General features: G+C 67.7%; 8 protein-coding genes. 1 reads left to right on the top strand and 7 read right to left on the bottom strand.

Annotated features, from left to right (window positions below):
- Positions 1-897 precede the first annotated feature (897 nt).
- The 4 genes from AC559T_RS26140 to AC559T_RS26125 form a co-directional block, all read right to left on the bottom strand.
- Positions 898-4386 carry a tetratricopeptide repeat protein gene (locus AC559T_RS26140; protein WP_498870412.1) on the bottom strand — a complete coding sequence of 1163 codons (3489 nt, stop codon included), beginning with the start codon at positions 4384-4386 and terminating at the stop codon, positions 898-900.
- A 16-nt stretch (positions 4387-4402) separates the two neighbouring features.
- A complete protein-coding gene (locus AC559T_RS26135) occupies positions 4403-4786 on the bottom strand; it encodes a hypothetical protein (protein WP_498870410.1) in 384 nt (127 codons plus the stop codon).
- A 606-nt stretch (positions 4787-5392) separates the two neighbouring features.
- Complete coding sequence (locus tag AC559T_RS26130) at positions 5393-9121, bottom strand: tetratricopeptide repeat protein (protein WP_498870411.1); 3729 nt, start codon at positions 9119-9121, stop codon at positions 5393-5395.
- 16 nt (positions 9122-9137) lie between these two features.
- Positions 9138-9521: a hypothetical protein gene (locus AC559T_RS26125; protein ID WP_498870410.1), complete on the bottom strand. Its 384-nt coding sequence runs from the start codon at positions 9519-9521 to the stop codon at positions 9138-9140.
- Positions 9522-9717: 196 nt separating this feature from the next.
- Between AC559T_RS26125 and AC559T_RS26120 the strand changes: the two genes are divergently transcribed.
- The gene (locus AC559T_RS26120; protein ID WP_498870409.1) at positions 9718-9903 is read left to right on the top strand and encodes a hypothetical protein; all 186 of its coding nucleotides are present in this window, start codon (positions 9718-9720) and stop codon (positions 9901-9903) included.
- Positions 9904-9984: 81 nt separating this feature from the next.
- On the opposite strand, the gene AC559T_RS26115 is transcribed toward AC559T_RS26120, so the two are convergent.
- Genes AC559T_RS26115 through AC559T_RS26105 form a run of 3 tightly spaced genes read right to left on the bottom strand, consistent with a single transcriptional unit; the run spans position 9985 to position 19117 of the window.
- Entirely contained in the window at positions 9985-12951 is a 2967-nt protein-coding gene (locus AC559T_RS26115) for a DUF499 family protein (RefSeq protein WP_498870408.1), read from the bottom strand.
- On the bottom strand, positions 12948-15827 hold the full coding sequence (locus AC559T_RS26110; protein WP_498870407.1) for a hypothetical protein: 2880 nt from the start codon (positions 15825-15827) through the stop codon (positions 12948-12950). The genes AC559T_RS26115 and AC559T_RS26110 overlap by 4 nt, the downstream gene beginning before the upstream one ends.
- Positions 15824-19117, bottom strand: coding sequence for a helicase-related protein (locus AC559T_RS26105; protein ID WP_498870406.1), 3294 nt, complete (start codon positions 19115-19117; stop codon positions 15824-15826). Before AC559T_RS26105 ends, AC559T_RS26110 begins: the two co-directional genes overlap by 4 nt.
- Positions 19118-19224 lie beyond the last annotated feature (107 nt).

The following is a 19224-nucleotide window of genomic DNA, read 5'->3' as shown; positions in this document are numbered from 1 at the left end:
GGGCAACCGTAACATCGTGTCTGCCCACGCCCCCGGCGGGAGTATGTCGCCAGCTACGACGATTTTTCGTCACCGTCCACTGTGATGCCCCCTATGCGGACAGGTCGACGATGCTGTTCCGAGCTCCGCCGTCCTCGGATGAAGCAGCCTGGAGATCCGGCTGCCGGATGGATAGGCGCCAGAGCGGACCGTGTGGACCCACAACCGTGGTCGCCACACTCCGCATGTAAGCGGTTACGCCGAGGAGGTTCGCATTAATTTAGGCGGCGCAGGAGGGCTGGCGGGCTGTATGCCCAGGTCACACCGATGGTCATGGTGACCAGTGCCCCTGGCAGGAATCGGACCTGCGGCCTACCGCTTAGGAGATAATTCGGCACTTACACCGTGCTGACCTGCGAAAACGCAGGTCACCGCCGAACGACAGACCAAAAGTTAATAGGCCCAGCCCGGCGGCCCCTGAAGCCGCCCGGCGGCGGCCGCCGAGGACCCCACGAGGTGGCGCATCGAGGCCGACTTCGCCACCGAGGGTAGCGAAGCGGTCCGTGGGCGGATCCTGCCAGGAGCTGCAACCTCACCCGGTGACGATCATCCTGTCCAGGGCGGGGGATCGCTTCTCGGGGGTGGCGGGCGTCCGCTGCGGCCCAGGTCGCTGCGATCGTGCTACATCGCCTGGAGCGCCGCGAACCGCTTGGCCACCTGGCAGGGGGCTGGCGAGGAGCGGATGGGCAAGTTCGGCTACAACGCCGCGCCGGCGATCGGCCACTGCTTCCTGCGCTGTGAAAAGCACGGTACTCACACAGCCTGAAAATTGTGGCGCGGTATTAGTAATCGCCAGTCCACGGCCGCTGTCTGGCCTGTCGGCCCGATCGCATGTCGTAAAGACGATCTTACGCGATGCTATGACTCGTTATCTGGTTCCTTGGCTCGGTCAATCTCGGCCCCGATTTCTTCCGCAAGATCGGCCGGGGCATGGGTGCGCAGTGCCGTGTCGTATTCGTCGCCGGCGAGGTGGCGGCGGGCGCGTTTCAGCCAGCCAAGGTCCTCGGGGGGCCATACGCCGTACATTTCATGCCAGCTTGCGGCTGCGTAGATTAGTATTCCTACCGCCTCGCCGTATCTCCCGATTTCTGCAAGGAATCGCCCAAATGTTGTTGCCGATATTGATGCGAGACGTGGATCTCTGGTCTTCTTGGAGAGGTCGAGGGCGTGTTGGTAGTGGGTGGTGGCGTCGTCGAATCGGCGCTGTTCCTGTGCGACCGTGCCGAGCTGGTGGTAGGTGCTCGCGGCACTGTGTTCGTCTCCGAACTTCAGGAGGAGGTCGAGGGCGTGTTGGAGGTGGGTGGTGGCGTCGTCGAATCGGCGCTGTTCCTGTGCGACCGTGCCGAGCTGGTGGTAGGTGCTCGCGGCGCCGTGTTCGTCGCCCGCCTTCAGTTTGAGGTTAAGGGCGTGTTGGTAGTGGGTGGTGGCGTCGTCGAATCGGCGCTGTTCCTGCGCGACCGCGCCGAGATTGTGGTAGGTGAGCGCGGCGCTGTGTTCGTCTCCGGCCTTCTTGAAGAGGTCGAGGGCGTGTTGGTAGTGGGTGGTGGCGTCGTCGAATCGGCGCTGTTCCTGCGCGACCCTGCCGAGCTGGCCGTAGGTGGTCGCGGCGTTGTGTTCGTCTCCGTGCTTCAGTTTGAGGTCGAGGGCGTGTTGGAGGTGGGTGGTGGCGTCGTCGAATCGGCGCTGGGCCTGCGCGATGATGCCGGTGAGGTGGTGAAGGTGGGCGAGTTCGTGCTGTCTGGTGGTGGTGTCGGGGGTGGGGTAGTTGTCGATGGCTCGGGTGAGGAGTTGCTGGCGTGGGTGGTGCTGCTGGGCTTGGTCGAGGTACTCCTCCAATGGCCGGAGGGTGGGGAGGACGGGTTGTGCGGTGGTCAGGGCGTGGGTGACAGCGGCCTGCAGGTTCGCGTAGACCGTGGCGGTCACGGTCCGGCCCAGGGTGCGGTCCTGTGCTGTGTTCGAGGTGAGCAGCTGCTGCGCCGTGGCGCCGAGTTCGCAGTGGTATTGGTAGTGGGCGTCGGCTGCGGCGGCGGCGAGGTCGGGGTGGTCGCGGATGCGGTTGCGCAGGAAGTAGGGCAGGACGGGTTGCAGTTGCACCGTGTTGCTTAGCTGGGGGTGCGCGGTGGCGAGTCCCACCCGAACCGCGTGGTCCACGGCGGCGGCGAGGTCCACCGCGCCGAGTGCTGTGACCGCCGGGTAGCCGGTGAGGATCTCCTGATAGCGGTCCAGGAGTGGGCTGGTGGGTGCGGTGGCGACGAACGGGGCGAGCAGGAGCAGGGATTGTTGGAGTGCGGGGTCGAGTTTGCCGTGGCTGGCTTCGATGGCGAGCCGGGCCAGTCCCACCGGGCCGGCTTCCTGGCTGCCGGTGTCGAGGTCATCCAGGACGGCGGTCGGGGTGGTTTCCGCGAGGGCGGGCAGGACGATGGTCAGGGGAAGCGGGTAGCCGCCGAGGAGGTCGATGATCCGGTCCAACGCCTCCCGCTGCTCGGGATCGTCTTTGTAGTGGGTGGCGTCGTGGCGGGTGAGGATGCGGTCGACGAGGTCACGGGCGGCCTGGGGGTCCAGTCCGGGTAGCTCGTAGAGGTTGTCGGTGAACGTGCCCGGGGCCAGCCACTGTTCGGCTTCGCGTGAGCCGATCAGGACCAGTGTCCGCCCGCCGCGGAGCCGGCCTAGGAGGGTCCGTAGTCGTTGCTGTTCGACTGCGGGGAGGGCGTGGGGGATGGATGCTGGGCTTGCGGTGATGGATTCGGCGTTGTCGACCACGAGCAGGTGCCGCCGCGCCCGCAGCAGGCCTGCGACCCGTTCCAGCTGGGCGTCGTCTGACAGGGCGTCGAGTTTCGCCTGGTCGACGGGGGTGAGGAGTCGTTTCCCGATGTCCCGGATGATCTGTGCGGCGGTCCAGGCCTGGTCTTCGTAGCTGAAGCGGAACACGTGGTCGACGAGGCCGGTGCGTTGCCACCACCAGCCCAGATGGGTCAGTAGCGTCGACTTCCCCGCCCCCGCCATCCCCCGCACCAACAGCTGGTTGTGGGTGTCGTCGAGCAGGAGCCGGCGTTCGATGGTTTGAACGTCGAGGTCTCGGCCGACGAATCCGTACTCGGTCGCCGGCTCGTCGGCCACGGTGACCTGCCGGGTGTAGAAGCGTTGGGCTTCCTGCTCGGTCATCTCCCGCAGCCGCAGATCGACCGGGCGTTGCCGGTAGAGCACCGGCAGCATCCAGTCTTCCAGGTCCAGTTCCTCGTTGAAGTACGCGTGGCGTGCCGGCTCGTCGAACAGTCGCCGTCGTGCCGCGTGGACCGCGGCGATCGGATCGGCCTTCTCCGCCAGCCGCCGGTACAACGCGGGGATCGCCTGCGCCGCCGCGGACACCGTCACCGAATAGGCCATGCCCACCGTCAGCGGCACCCCGGCCTGCACGAGCCGGAACGCCAGGCTCGCCTCGTCTCCGTTCTGCATCGCTGACTGGCATGCTGAGAGCACCGCGACGGGCACCCGATGCTCCACCAGCAGGCCGGCGACGTCGGCGGCGGGGATGGGTTCGGCTTTGCCGTCCTGGGCGGTCTCGAAGAACAGGAAGCCCTGCTCGCCGTCGAACTCCTCAGAGCGCCGCCGCAGGAAGAACCGGCCCGCTTCCCGGCCGGCTTCGAGCGCGTCGTGGGCGGTGAACAAGCCGTGCAGGTCGAAGTGCACGACGTGGTACCAGCCCCCGCCATGCTCCGCCCGAATCGCGTCCAGATGGCCACGCAGGGCGTCCCACGTGCCCGGCCGGACCAGATCCACCGTCACCGGCACCGCAGCCTGCCGCAGGGCGTCGAGCAGGGGTCGGGACAGGGTCCGGAACCCCACATCCGAGGGGCCGTCGGGCCGGGCTGTCACGACCAGGATGTTCAGCGTGGCCCGGTCGGATGCGGCTTCGAACCGGCTGGATAGCGGCTCGACCCGCCGGGTCACGGGCAGGCGGACGGCCAAGGGGGAGGGCAGCTCGGGATCCCACAGGGTTTCCCAGTGCAGTCGCTGGAACGCCGCTGACCCGCTCACCTCCACCCGGCAGCCGTCGAACCCCTGCTCCCGCATCCGCCGGTAGTCGTACTGCGCCGGGCCGGTGAACAGCTGCTTGAACAGCTGCTGCCCGTACTGTTCGATCCGCTTCTTCGCAGCTCGTTCGAGCTCCTTGTCGAGGAACGGGTACCGCAGATGCTCCTCGAAATACCAGGCGAACAGCCGCTCATCCTGGCCTTCCGCGGGATCGCGGAGGTCGACGTCGTACTCGACGCCGTCATCGAAGACGATCCGGACCGCGAACGTTCCATCCGAGCGGCGTTCCTGCTCCCGGACAACCACCGTACCCACAGCCAACCCTCCAGGGTCAGCCGGTGCGATGCGGACGGACGACGACGACCCGGTTGCCCTGGTCGTCGGTCGACTCCACCACCTCGAACGCCACCTCGTCCGACCCGCGGGCGCGGCCGATCCACGAGCGGACCAGCTCGAACAGGGCGCTGCTCGCCAGATTCACCGCCACCGGCAGGACCAGGACCTCCAGCACCCCGGGCAGCATCACCCGCCCCCGGACCGCCTCCACCACCACCGCACCCGCCGTGAGCGGAGGAGCAGGCGACCACAGCTTCACCAGCTCCGACGGGCTCACACCCACACCCGGATCCACCAGCACCAGCACCCGCGCCATCAACGCCCCCGTCCCACGGCACGACATCGACCCCAACCAGCCGACACCGCGGAGCTTACCCACCGCACCCAGCCCGCCACACCCAACACAACCCAAACCCGCACAGACCCCTGACGACCCCACCCGCCCGGCGACCCCGCACAGCCGACCCCACCAAAAACCCCGCCCGACGGTGCGCCGGACATTAATGGGAAAAACGCCAGAACCCGAATTTACAAGGTGTACGGATGATTTTAAAGGCGGCACGTCTAGGAACGCTGTGCATCGCCCTGCTAGATCGTTGTTATCCGCGTTGTCGCAGGTCAGCATGGGTTTGTGCCCCTGGCAGGAATCGGACCTGCGGCCTACCGCTTAGGAGATAATTCGGCACTTACACCGTGCTGACCTGCGTTTTCGCAGGTCACCGCCGAACGACAGACCAAAAGTTAATAGGCCCAGCCCGGCGGCCCCGAAGCCGCCCGGCGGGGACCGTCGAGGACCCCATGAGGTGGCGCATCGAGGCCGACTTCGCCACCGAGGGTAGCGAGGAGGTCCGCGGGCGGCTCGTGTCAGGAGCTGCGCCATCGGCCGGCCGGGGATCGTTTCCCGGGGGTGGCGGGTCTCCGCCCCCGGCCCGGGTCGCTGTGATCGCGCTGCCTCGCCTGGCGGGAAGGCGATCCTGCCGTGATGTTACGACTCGTTGTCTGGTTCCTCGGCTCGGTCGATCCCGGCCCTGATTTCTTCCGCAAGATCTTCCGGGGCGTGGGTGCGAAGTGCCGTGTCGTATTCATCGCCGGTGAGGTGGCGACGGGCGCGTTTCAGCCAGCCGAGATCCTCGGGGGGCCAAATACCGTACATTTCATGCCAGCTTGCGGCTGCGTAGATGAGTACCCCAACCGCTTCGCCGTACCTCTCGGTTTCTAGTAGGAATCGCCCCAATGTTGTGGCCACGATTGATGCTAGGCGTTCATCGCTGGTCTTCCTGGCGAGGTCGAGGGCGCGGCGGTAGTGGGTGGTGGCGTCGTCGAACCGGCGCTGTTCCTGCGCAACCCTGCCGAGCTGGTGGTAGGTGCTCGCGGCGCTGTGTTCGTCTCCGAACTTCAGGAAGAGGTCGAGGGCGCGGCGGTAGTGGGTGGTGGCGTCGTCGAACCGGCGCTGTTCCTGCGCGACCCCGCCGAGCTGGTGGTAGGTGCCCGCGGCGCTGTGTTCGTCTTCGAACTTCAGGAAGAGGTCGAGGGCGCGGCGGTAGTGGGTGGTGGCGTCGTCGAACCGGCGCTGTTCCTGCGCGACCATGCCGAGATGGTGGTAGGTGCGCGCGGCGCTGTGTTCGTCTTCGAACTTCAGGTCGAGGTTGAGGGCGTGTTGGTAGTGGGTGGTGGCGTCGTCGAATCGGCGCTGTTCCTGCGCGACCACGCCGAGATTGTGGTAGGTGCGCGCGGCGCTGTGTTCGTCTCCGAACTTCAGCAGGAGGTCGAGGGCGCGGCGGTAGTGGGTGGTGGCGTCGTCGAACCGGCGCTGTTCCTGCGCGACCATGCCGAGATTGTGGTAGGTGCTCGCGGCGCTGTGTTCGTCTCCGAACTTCAGGTCGAGGTCGAGGGCGTGTTGGTAGTGGGTGGTGGCGTCGTCGAACCGGCGCTGTTCCTGCGCGACCACGCCGAGATTGTGGTAGGTGCTCGCGGCGCCGTGTTCGTCTCCGAACTTCAGCTTGATGTCGAGGGCGTGTTGGAGGTGGGTGGTGGCGTCGTTGAACCGACGCTGCGCCTGCGCGACGATGCCGGCGAGGTGGTGAAGCTCGGCGAGTTCGCCCTGTCTGGCAGCGGTGTCGGGGGTGCGATAGCTGTCGATGGCGCGGGTGAGGAGCTGCCAGCGTGAGTGGTGCTGCTGGGCCTTGGCGAGGTACTCCTCCAACGGTTCGAGGGCGGGGAGGACGGGTTGTGCGGTGGTCAGGGCGTGGGTGACCGCGGCCTGCAGGTTCGCGTAGACCGTGGCAGTCACAGCCCGGCCCCGGGTGCGGTCCTGCGCCGTGTTCGAGGTCAATAACTGGTGCGCCGTGGCGCCGAGTTCGCAGTGGTACTGGTAGTGTGTGTCAGCTGCGGCGGCGGCAAGGTCGGGGTGGTCCCGGATGCGATTGCGGAGGAAGTAGGGCAGGACGGGTTGGAGCTGCACCGTGTTGCTCAGCTGGGGGTGCGCGGTGGCGAGACCCACCCGAACCGCATGGTCCACCGCGGCGGCGAGATCCACGGTGCCGAGTGCTGCGACCGCCGGATATTCGGTGAGGATCTCCTGATAGCGCTCCAAGTGCGGGCCGGTGGGTGCGGTGGCGACGAACGGGGCGAGCAGCAGCAGGGATTGTTGGAGTGCGGGGTCGAGTTTGCCGTGGCTGGCTTCGATGGCGAGCCGGGCCAGTCCCACCGGGCCGGCTTCCTGGCCGCCGCTGTTGAGGTCGTCCAGGACGGCGGTCGGGGTGGTTTCCGCGAGGGCTGGTAGGACGATGGTCAGGGGAAGCGGGTAGCCGCCGAGGAGGTCGATGATCCCGTCCAAGGCTTCCCGCTGCCCGGGATCGTCTTTGTAATGCGTGGCGCCGTGGCGGGTCAGGATCCGGTCGACCAGGTCACGGGCAGCCTGGGGATCCAGTCCGGGTAGCTCGTAGACGCTGCTGGTGAACGTGCCCGGGGCCAGCCACTCTTCTGCTTCCCGCGAGCCGATCAGGACCAGCGTCCGGCCGCCGCGGAGCCGGCCGAGTAGGGTTCGTAGCCGCTGCTGCTCAGGCACTGGGAGGGCGTGGGGGATGGATGCCGGGCTTGCGGTGATGGACTCGGCGTTGTCGACCAGGAGCAGGTGGCGCTGTGCCCGTAGCAGGCCCGCGATCCGTTCCAGCTGGGCGTCGTCGGACAGGGCGTCGAGTTTCGCCTGGTCGATGGGGGTGAGGAGTCGTTTCCCGATGTCCCGGATGATCTGTGCGGCGGTCCAGGCCTGGTCTTCGTAGCTGAACCGGAATACGTGGTCGACGAGGCCGGTGCGTTGCCACCACCAGCCCAGGTGGGTTAGTAGCGTCGACTTCCCCGCCCCCGCCATCCCCCGTACCAGCAGCTCATTCCGGCTGTCGTCGAGCAGAAGCCGCCGTTCAACGGTTTGGACGTCGAGGTCCCGGCCGACGAACCCGTACTCGGTCGCCGGCTCGTCCGCCACGGTGATCTGCCGGGTGTAGAAGCGTTGGGCTTCGGGTTCGGTCATCTCCCGCAGCCGTAGGTCGATGGGGCGTTGGCGGTAGAGGACTGGCAGCATCCAGTCTTCCAGGTCGAGTTCTTCGTTGAAGTAGGCGTGGCGTGCCGGTTCGTCGAACAGTCGCCGTCGTGCCGCATGGACCGCGGCGACCGGGTCGGCCTTCTCCGCCAGCCGCCGGTAGAGCGCCGGGATTGCCTGTGCCGCCGCGGACACGGTCACCGAGTAGGCCATGCCTACCGTGAGCGGCACGCCGGCTTGGACGAGCTGGAACGCCAGGCTTGCTTCGTCGCCGTTCTGCATCGCTGACTGGCATGCGGAGAGCACCGCGACGGGCACCCGGTGCTCTGCGAGCAGGCTGGCGACGTCGGCGGCGGGGACGGGTTCGGCTTTGCCGTCCTGGGCGGTTTCGAAGAACAGGAAGCCCTGCTCGCCGTCGAACTCCTCAGACCGCCGCCGCAGGAAGAACCGGCCTGCTTCCCGTCCTGCTTCGAGCGCGTCGTGGGCGGTGAACAGGCCGTGGAGGTCGAAGTGCACGACGTGGTACCAGCCCCCGCCATGCTCCGCCCGGGTCGCATCCAGATGGCCGCGCAGGGCGTCCCACGTGCCCGGCCGGACCAGGTCCACCGTCACCGGCACCGCGGCCTGTCGCAGGGCATCCAGGAGCGGCCGGGACAAGGTCCGGAACCCCACGTCCGCCGGGCCGTCGGGTCGGGCTGTCACGACCAGGATGTTCAGCGTGGCCCGGTCGGATGCGGCTTCGAACCGGTTGGACAGGGGCTCGACCCGGCGGGTCACCGGCAGGCGGATGGCCAACGGTGAGGGCAGCTCGGGGTCCCGCAGGGTCTCCCAGTGCAGTCGCTGGAACGCCGCCGACCCGCTTACCTCCACCCGGCAGCCGTCAAACCCCCGCTCCCGCATCCGCCGGTAGTCGTACTGCGCCTGGCCGGTGAACAGCTGCTGGAACAGCTCCTGCCCGTACTGCTCGATCCGCTTCTTCGCTGCCCGTTCGGCTTCCTTGTCGAGGAACGGGTACCGCAGATGCTCCTCGAAATACCAGGCGAACAGCCGCTCATCCTGGCCTTCCGCGGGATCGCGGAGGTCGACGTCGTACTCGACGCCGTCATCGAAGACGATCCGGACCGCGAACGTTCCATCCGAGCGGCGTTCCTGCTCCCGGACAACCACCGTACCCACAGCCAACCCTCCAGGGTCAGCCGGTGCGATGCGGACGGACGACGACGACCCGGTTGCCCTGGTCGTCGGTCGACTCCACCACCTCGAACGCCACCTCGTCCGACCCGCGGGCGCGGCCGATCCACGAGCGGACCAGCTCGAACAGGGCGCTGCTCGCCAGATTCACCGCCACCGGCAGGACCAGGACCTCCAGCACCCCGGGCAGCATCACCCGCCCCCGGACCGCCTCCACCACCACCGCACCCGCCGTGAGCGGAGGAGCAGGCGACCACAGCTTCACCAGCTCCGACGGGCTCACACCCACACCCGGATCCACCAGCACCAGCACCCGCGCCATCAACGCCCCCGTCCCACGGCACGACATCGACCCCAACCAGCCGACACCGCGGAGCTTACCCACCGCACCCAGCCCGCCACACCCAACACAACCCAAACCCGAACAGACCCCAGGCGGCAGACCCCACCCAGCGACCCCACACAGCCAACCCCACCCAAAACCCCGCTGAATGGTACGCAGGACATTCAATGACAAAACGTCGGAAACCGGCTTTGAGGGGTGTGCTGATGATTTTAAAGGCGGTACGACTAGGAGCGCTGTGCATCGCCCTGGCGGAGCGCTGGCATCCGCGTTGCCGCAGGTCAGCACGGTGGTGCACCCAACCAGCACTAATGCGAACCTGAACCTGCAGGTCAACGGCCCGACCGTGTCCATCGAACCCGCCCACGCGAAGATCCGCCGGGCCGGCTACGCCGGCAACATGAACGCCAAGAAGATCGACTAAGGCTGCGCCTGCACCAGGTGCGTGGCAGTTTGGCCGCGCCCGCCTCGCGTTCCATCGGTTTCGTCGGAAGTACAAAACGTGCTAGAAACCATCCTCCTCGCGGACCGTGGTGGCGAGGTTAGGAAGGGCTCGTGCGAGGGCGACGAGTTTCGCAGTGTCGCCAGCGCGGGCTGTGAGCTGAATGTCGAGGCCGATCATCTGGACGTCGAGGATGCCGGCTCGCGAGGGGTCAACGAGGTTAGCGAGCTCGCGGAGAAGACGCCAGACCGTGTCGCGGCGGGACTCGTCGCTGAGAGAGGACAGAGGCATTCGTAGCTTGGTGATCTCGTAGGTCGTCGATCCCGATCCCGTGCCCGGTGCGGCGCCCGACCCACCGCGGGCGTCGGTGGAGCCGACGGATGGATCGCCATCTACACCGTCCGCGCCAGCGGGCGGAAAGAGCGCATGGGTGAGCCGGACGTTCGCGGGCCCTGGGTCTGAGGGCACAGGCAGCACGGGTTTTGGCAGTGGCCGAGGACGCAAAGACTGGTGCATCGAGCCGTGTTGGATCTGGCCGGGAGTGGCGGGACGGATCTCACTGCCGTCGCTGTCGGTGAGCATCCATTCGGGGCCGGTCGCGAGAGTGAACAGCGCGGCGCGCAGGTCCTCGGTGGAGGCGATTAGGGGCCAGTTCGGGTCGCTGTAGGGCAGCGCGAACAGCTCGCGCGGAGTCAGATCCCGGTCGAATCCGCCCTCGCGGATCAACTGGCCAACGTAGTCGGCGGAGAGGGATCCCTTGCCGACCGCGCGGTGAGCAGAGACAAGGTCAGCCCAGACCTCGGGGCCGGAGAGTGAGGTTTTGCCATCGGGCACAGTCCGGTATTCGACCGCCTGGCCGTCGGACTTGCGAAGGAGATAGGCATAGTGCTGATAGGCCCGTCTGATATCAGCGTCGAGCTTGGCGCGGCTCTCGTCGCGCCGTGAGCGGGCTTCCGTGTAGTCGTCGGCCTCGGGGTCCAGTTGGGTGACGACGGACTCCCAGGCGAGCAGCTCTCGGGCCCGGTCCCGGGCACGGACCCGGCGCTGGGTATTGACGAGGGCGACGACCATGGAGGCCGCATAGGTGGAGCTGAGTCCCTGCCGCACGCCGAAGACGATGTCGAGGTCCTCACGGGTAGCCCTGTCTCTGCCGTTGAGGAGTGTCCAGCGGCGAGGGTCGAGGAGGACGAGGCGGTTCTCCTGGCTGTCGGTGTCCGCGAAACAGTCGGCCACGGCGGTTCTGCCATCCGTGGACTGATCGATGGCCAGCGGTTCACGAAAGCCACCCTTGACGGCCAGTTGCTGGGCTCGGCTCCAGACGCGTTCAAGCGCCTGATCGTGGCTGACCATGGTCATCGCGTTCGCGTGGTACATGTTCAGCGTCTGTTTGATCGACAGGTAGAAGCGCTCGGCGCCTCTGCCGCCGGCGGGCTTCGTCCGTTCCAGCGCGCCAAGCCCGCCGCGGACCGGTCCGGCGATGAGGGCGTTGAACGCCTCCTCGGCGCCCGTGAAGGGCACGCCTGGCCCGGAGAGTGCGGCGACCAGTTCCGCCTTGGTAGCGCCGCGTTCGGCAGAGGCGCGGGGGACAAGGCTGTAGATGAAGCAGGCGGTGGCCATTCGCAGGGCAGGCGTTGGCTGCCCTGCGGAGACGCCGTCTGAAGCGAGCGTCACGTCGAGCCTGAAGGCCGTGCCGTCGCCGCCTCCGGACCGGATGATGTCGGTGCTTGCGACTGCCCGGAAGCCTTGGACGGCGCGGGCGCTCCCGGCGAGCACGCCCGAGGAGAGCAGTTCGCCGAGCGCGTTCGTATGCAGGGGAAGGTCGCCGGGGCCGATCAGGTCAGGTGCGTACCTGCCGGCTTCGTGCTGGGTGGCCCAGTGCAGCGCAGTCTTCGCGAAGATGGCGACGGTGGACCGGACCCGCTGGAAGGCCTGGACCTTGGACCACTCCTTAGTGACCAGGTCGAACAGGTCGGGGTGGAAGGGATAGGTTCCGACAGTCCTCTCGGGGAGCTGGCCCAACGTGCGGCCGGCACCGAGCCTCCCGTAGACCTGAGTGGTCCACGCCTCGTCCGCGGCGGCGAGATAAGCGCCGGCGACGGCCCGTGCGGCTGGCTCGGGGTTGGCCCGCTCGAACAGACGCCTTCGGATGATCTCGGCGAAGTCCGCGGGCTCGGTGACGGTGACGGTCGTGCCGTTGCGTACCAGCCTGGGCGCCAGGTATTCCCGCAGATCCGCCGCTGCGGGCCGGTAACCCTTCTCGTCCATGTCACTGCGGATCAGGACGACGACCAGGGCTACCTGCGGCTGGTCATCGACCGCGTCGGTGAGCGCGTTGAGAAACGCCTGTTCCCCGGGCAGCCCACCGATGGCTGTCTCGTCGCTGAGCTGCATCGCGTAGTCCATCAGCTCATCGATGATGATTAACACAGGCTGGGCAGCCTCGGCGAAGGCCGCCTGCAGCGTGGCCTTGTTCGCGCCGAGGTCGACATAGTGCCGCCAGCGACCCATGCGGTCCGGATGGCCGGCGAACATCAGCCAGAGCAGCCGTCCGAAAAGGTCTGTGGCAGGGCCGAAGCGCGGGTCGGTCCTGCCCGGAGACATGGAGTCACCTATGAGGACTGCGGGGATGACCGTGTCCAGGTCCAGAGCCGCCCCGCCCGCCGCGGCCTCGGCGGTGACAGCCTGACCGAGTTCGGAGGCCAAGAACACCTCCGGGCTTGTGATCATGTGCCAAAGGCCGACGAGGGCGTGGCTTTTCCCGCCGCCCATGCCCTGGTCGAGGTGGAAGCAGGCCCGCGCGGCCGAGCCGCCGGTACCAAGCCGTCGGCCAACCTGGGCGAAAAAGTCAACGAGCAGCGGGGTCGGCTGGGTGATGTCCGTGTAGTAGTCGCAGCGGGCGTAGGGGACGGGCACCGTCTGGTAGGCGGCCTTGGCGAGGCTCATCTGCAGTTCGTCGACCGAACCGTCAGTGCGGCGCACCTCGTCGCGCAGGGTCAGGACGTCCGCCCAATGGGCGCCGTACGGGGTCACGGCTTCTCCTCGAACAGGCTTGACTGGGAGGCCGGCTCCGGCGGCACAGTCTGGGCAGCGACCGCCTGGACTGAACCGTGGTTGCGCTTGATCGCGGCGAGCGCAACCGCGACCGGGTCGGACGGCGGCAGCTTGGTGGTGAGCCAGTCGACGAGCGCCCACACATGCGCGTCCGTCACCGGCCGCTGGGACGCAGCCAGGCAGGCCGCGACGGCGTCGGTGCCTGACGGCCAGGCAGCGGCCATGCCGCGGACAACCTCGTAAGCGCTTGACGCTGGGCCGATGGGCCCGGGAGCGTCGTGCCGGAGCCGGTAACCCGCCCTCGTTTCGGCGAGGATCGGGCCGCGCAGGTCCTCCAGGCGAAGGCCATCGGACTGCGCGAAGAACCTGGCCTCGCCCCGGGGGACGTTCTGCCGACCGTGGACAACGTGCCAGAAGATCGCCAGTCGGGTGTGCGGGTCGAAGGTCTCCAGCGGCTGCTCGTCGAGCCGCAGCGCGACGGCGTCGCGCACGGCCCGCCGGGAGAGGCTCATGTAGTGGTCGAGCGTGGTCTCCTTGCCGTCGGGAGTGAGCACCTTGCTGTGCCGGCCGACGATTTGCAGAGCGGCGCCGTAGGAGGCCATCAGCTGGTCGTCAAGTGCCAGGCCGTCCCGGTCCCAACCACGGCAGAGCTGCTTCACCTGGGTGACAACCTCGGCGTCGACCTGCGCCGCGAGGCCAATTGGCCGGTGCGGCGGGGCGACCCGAGCACCGATCGAGACAGTGACACTGATGGTCGCGACTCCCGTCACCGCCGTCTCGGTGCGGGACGGCCAGGAGGAGGTAACGACAAACCCGGCCGTGGCCAATGCGGACAGCAGCCGTTTCCAGGCTTCCGGGTCGGCATGGCCGTAGATGACGGTAAGGTGCCCGTCGGCCTTGAGGACGCGGCGCGCCTCGTCGAAGGATTGGGCGAGTAGTCGTTCGTAACGGGCCTCGTCGCTGCGGTGGTCGCCGGCGCCCTTCGCACCCCGCCCCTTGACGATGATCTCGTCAGTCTTATCTTGCAGACCGTCGGCGCCGTCGAAGGAACTGTCAAAGAGGTCGGGCACCGTGGCGCGCAGAGCACGCTTGAACCAGGCGTGGAAGAGATCCGACGAGTCTGCATACGCGATCATGTCGTAGTACGGCGGGTCGGTCACGAGGGCGTCGACGGTGCCATCACGGAACGGGAGCGTGGTGGCCGATTCCCGGCGGAACCGGGCCGGCCGGCCACCAACCTGGTTGTCCTCGAGAACCTTCCTGAGGGCATTGGCGAGGCTCGTGGACACCGAGGCCCACGTGCCGGGCCCTGCGCCGGACCCCACCTCGAGATAGTCGAACTGGTGTTTAACGACAGACTGGGACGAGAAGATGTGGTCGACCTGCACGCGGTTTTGTTCGGTACCTGAGGGGTTCCCGTGGGGACGGCTCCCGGCTCCTCGGGTACTGGTCTTGATCTGGCGCATGACGTTGCTAGCCGCGTAGGTGGTGAGCGCCCCCGCATAGTCCTGACTGACGAGGCCGGCGAGCTCGTCGTGTATCTCGATGATCGTCTGCACCGTCGTCGCGAGCAGCACCGACTGACGGGGATTGAACAGCGACCCGTAGCTCTGGTAGCCATACCCGCTGGCGCGGACATTGTCCTTATTCCCCGCCGGTATGAGCTCGTCCGGCACCGCCGCGAGCCCCAGAATGTCTGGTAGTGAGGACGGGGCGGCGCTGCGCGCGGCGGCAGTCTCGTCTGGCCTCGGGATCCGGAAGATCTTCTGATTGGTTTCGTGGTCCGTCTCGGCGACGGCGAGCAGAGCGTCCTGGTACTGGCCGGCGAAGCCCTTGGCCTTCACCACGTCGAGGCTGTGAACGCGGCCGCAGCGGGGAAAGGGACAGCGGGCAGACTTCCCACGCCGGCCGACAGCCGCGGTGAAGACCGGTTCCTGGTCGGGCGGGCCAGACTGCACCTCCGGGAAAAATGAGTCCCTGTCGAAACGGAGCCGGAGCGACTGGCCCTCATCCGAAGTCCGGCGGTAAGGATGACGCAGGACCATCGAGCCGACGAGAGGAAAGCGCCGGCTGCAGCTGTCGCACGGGATGGTCACCGCCCACAGGTAGGCCCATGGCGTCTCGCCGTTCCGCTCGGGATTCCCCGGGTAGAGGTCCGCGACCTTGGCGGCGACCCGTCGGCCGATCTCAGCAAGGACGACGCGAACATCCGCGAGCAACCTTGGCTCGGCTTTCTCGGACCCCATGTGCTCGAACGTGCCCTGGGCCGATGCTGACCTGCGGGGACGACGCCGGACCGGCGCGGGCGCGTTTTCCTCAGACTCGTTCGAGGTATCAGGCGGTACATAGGGCAGTGTGGGTTCGGTGGACCAGTCTCCCATAGGGAAGTCGGCGAGCAGCCGACCGCCTAGCGTCGCCACCGGGGAGAGGTCGGTGCCCACCGCCGTCGCGCCAGCGCGCGCGGCCTCGAGCGGGATGATGCCCCGGCCGGAGAAGACGTCCAGCACGACGGGCGGCTTCGGCTCGTACTGCACCGCGATGCGGTCGCGCAGCCGGCCGAACGCGAGAGGGTCGCCGCCAAGCACGACAGCCCTGATGTCGGCCCGGTTCTGGGCCGTGTCGGGCAGCAGCGAGCACAACACGGCGGCTCGGGCCTGCGCAATCGGCCGGGAGGCAAACCAGGTGAACAGCGCCTTCTCGCTCCGGCCTGACCCTCGCGCCGTGCCGACCGCCTGATCGACCTCGCGGCACGGGAACCACACGTCGATCAAGCGGGCCGCCGAATTTCCCGTCGTGGCCGGCGGTCTCGGCTCACCACCCGGCGCCGGGGCGGGGGCGTCGAGCTGGAGGGTCATCCCTGGGCTCCGATCAGCCGGTTGAGTTCGGACAACGGAATCTGGAAGCGCTCGATCCGCCGCGGGCCGCCGAGCACTGCCGCGGGGTCGCGCTGGCGCAGCCGGACCACCGGGGCCGTGGCGCAGGAATCGACGACGTACAGCCAGTACTCGGCTCCGCGTTGCTGGGCCTGCGCCCACTCGTGCGGCTCCAGCCACACGGCGCGCAGCGGGCCCTGAAGGCCTTTGACCTCGATGAGCCGCTGCTCGCGGGTGCTGCGATGCCGGGCGTATAGGTCGTAGCCGACCTTGGCGGTCTGCCGATCGTCGACGTCATAGCCGAGCCGCTCCAACTCGGCGACGATCGTCGCGATCGCGAGCAACTCGGAATCCGGGTCGTAGCCGAGCTGGTCGGCCCGTGCACCGCCAGCGACCGCGACCCAGCCGACAAGGCGGACTGCGCTGGCCGGCACCTGCGCGATGTCCTCCAGGACCGCAAGCCGCTGGGCCTTCACCGCGTCGAACTCAGCGAGGAGCTGACGGCGCTCAACGACCGGTCGGTCGGCGATCGACTCCTCGAACCGGTACTGGGTCGTGTCCAACTGCGCCTTGGCCCGACCGATCCACCTCTGGCGCTCAGCTACCAGCGAGGCGACCTGAACGCGCAACTCGGTCTTGGCGGCCTCGGTCGCATCGTGGCGGGTCGCGGGCGGCAGCGCCGCCGGACCTGTCGGCACCGAATCCTCGGCTGTCGGAGCGCGTAAGGTCATGAGCGACTCCCACGCAACTGGCAGCGCCTGCCCGGCCGAGCAGCGGATGAGCTGCGGCGCCTTGCGGGTGGCGCGGGTGGCGCCGTCATGCAACTGGATGTCTGCGTCGAACAGCGCTAGCACGTAGGACGTCAGGGATGCGTCGTCGATGAGCGGTGCGCCCCGCACCAGGTCCGCCTCGCCCATCGCGAGCGCGTAAGCGACCAGCCGGTGGAACGCCTCCTCGGTGGGTCCGAGGACGACGACGTCATCCAGTTCGGTCGCTCCACCATTGATCGCCTGCCGGACCGAGGCGCCGTCCGCGGCGACATACGCCTGACCCGCGCCGCCAAGTGCCGCTGGAAGCAGCCGCCCACCGACCGCGGTAATCAGTCGGATGCCCTTTGCCGGGCCGGGGCCGATGGCCCAGCCGTCGCTGCGGGCGAGCTGGTCGACCATCGCGTCGACGATCACCGGGTTGATCGCCTCCAGACGGTCTATGGCGAACCGCTCGAGCGCGTCAGCAACGTTGGCTGGCGAGCTCAGAGAGCGCTCTTCGCGGACGAGTGCGCGCGCGGTCGCGACCAGCGCCTCCGGCTGAGGAATGGCGACAACTCGTCCCGCCTGCGCGTCGACCATCGCCCGGCCCCAGTCGAACCCGGCCCGAGCGGCCGTCGCGTCGAGCAGGTCGTAGATCTTCCCGTCCAGTGCTGCGGCGGCCGTCGCGATGTTGGACAGCATCACCTCCTGGACCCGGCCTTCGCGGGTATGCGGCGCGACCAGGTGGAAGACATAGACGGAAAGGCGTTGGCCCACCCGGTGCAGCCGGCCCATGCGCTGCTCCAACCGCACCATCGACCAGGGCAGGTCCCAGTTGACCATCACCTGCGCAGACTGCAGGTCGATGCCCTCCCCGCCGGCGTCGGTAGACACGAGTATCTGGAAGTCGCCAGCGAGGAAGCCCTCCTGCAACGAATCTCGCGTGCGGTAGTCGGCCGAGCCGTCCAGCAGGCGGACACTGAACCCAGCCTGGTCGAATCGGTCGCGTAACCAGCGGGCCGTGTCGGTGAACTCCGTGAAGACCAGCAACTGCCCGCGCCCCGGCCGGATCTCCCGCTCCCGCAGCCGCTCGAGCATCGCCGTCCACTTCGCGGGCACGGCCGCCAGCTCTGCGCCATGCAAGATCTCCAGCACAGCGGCGACCCGGGTGAGCTCGGCCTGCTTATCCCGCGTTCGGGCCGAGACAACCGTTGTCTCGGCCCTTGCCCAGGCATCGTCATCATCCGCCGCGGCTCCCAGGCCGTCGGAAGTCAGCAGGTCATCGGGAAGGATAAGCGTGCCGCGTTCCTGAGCGGAGCCCTTGAGCGCGGCCTCGCGGCGGCGGATAGTCGTCGCCGCCGCGTGCAGGCTGGAGGCGGCACGCTTGCCGTAGATCGATCGGGCGAGCGGAGCCGTGTCGGCGTAGAACGTGTCGACGTACTTCATGACCGCGTCGTAGGCGGCCGCCTCGTGGCTGTTCAGGCCGACGGAGACTGTCTCCGAGAACCGGGGTGGGAACAGGAAGTTCCCGTCGTGGTCGACGAGTTCTTCCTTCATCCGTCGCAGGAACGACAGCCTGCTCGGGACCAGGGCGGTTTCGTAGATGGACTGTCGGGTGTCCCACGGGTAGAGCGTCGGATCGAGCATGTTCATCAACCCGCGGAAGTAGTGCTCCTTCCCTCGGTGCGGCGTGGCCGTCAGGAGAAGCAGGTGATGCGCCCGGGCGGCGACCTCGCGACCCGCGGCGAGGTACTGGCTGGTGGGCGTCAGCCGGTGAGCCTCATCGACGATCGCCAGGGACCAGGAAGCCCGGTCCCCTGCCACCTTCCGACGCGCGTCCGGGTTGTGAGTGAACAGGTCCAGCGACACCAGCCAGACGTCCCAGCGCGGATCGAGATCGGCTGGGTCCGCGGCAATCTCCCTGGTGATCCGCCGCGCCTCGACCCCGAAGAGCCGGCGCAAGTCCCGCTCCCACTTCGTGACCAGGTGAGCTGGTACGATGATCACAGAACGCCCCTGGATGAGCCCCTGCCTGCGCCCCTCCGTCAGGTACATCCCAGCCATGATCGTCTTACCTGTGCCGGGCTCGTCGCCCAACAAGAAGCGCAGCCGGGGCTGGCCAAGCATGTGTCCGTGGACGGCGTCATCCTGGTGGGCGTAGGGGCGCAGCGGGCGGGTCGCCAACACCGCTGACCGAATTCGCGGCACCGCGTGCTGCATCCACCGGCCCCACAGTCCTGTCAATGCTCGCTGTGGGTTACCGCCCCGATCGTTGACCGGCACCAGTCCCGCCGCCAACTCCTGCTCTGACAGCAGGATGCGGCGCGGTTGGCCGTTCGCATCGAGCACTAACAACTCGATGGCGCCGTCGTCCGCCCATTCGGCATCGCGGACGGTCATCAGCGTGCCTTCGAGTCGAACCTGTCGACCCTTCGTCGGCAACTCGATTGCCATCAGCCCCCCGGTCCGACTACCTTTCATCACTGTCTGCAATTGATGGCGCACGGATCGTGCAGCGTCCACAATCGTGTGGGCATCTATTGTGATTTTATTGGCCAGCGTAGATTTTTGTTGAAGATTGCCACTTCGGGAGGCTGGGTTATGAACAGCGAAGCCGGGGTCTTGGCCGG

The sequence above is a fragment of the Frankia sp. Hr75.2 genome (assembly GCF_949319125.1).
Lineage (GTDB): Bacteria > Actinomycetota > Actinomycetes > Frankiales > Frankiaceae > Parafrankia > Parafrankia soli.
This window is presented reverse-complemented; position numbering and strand designations above follow the sequence as displayed.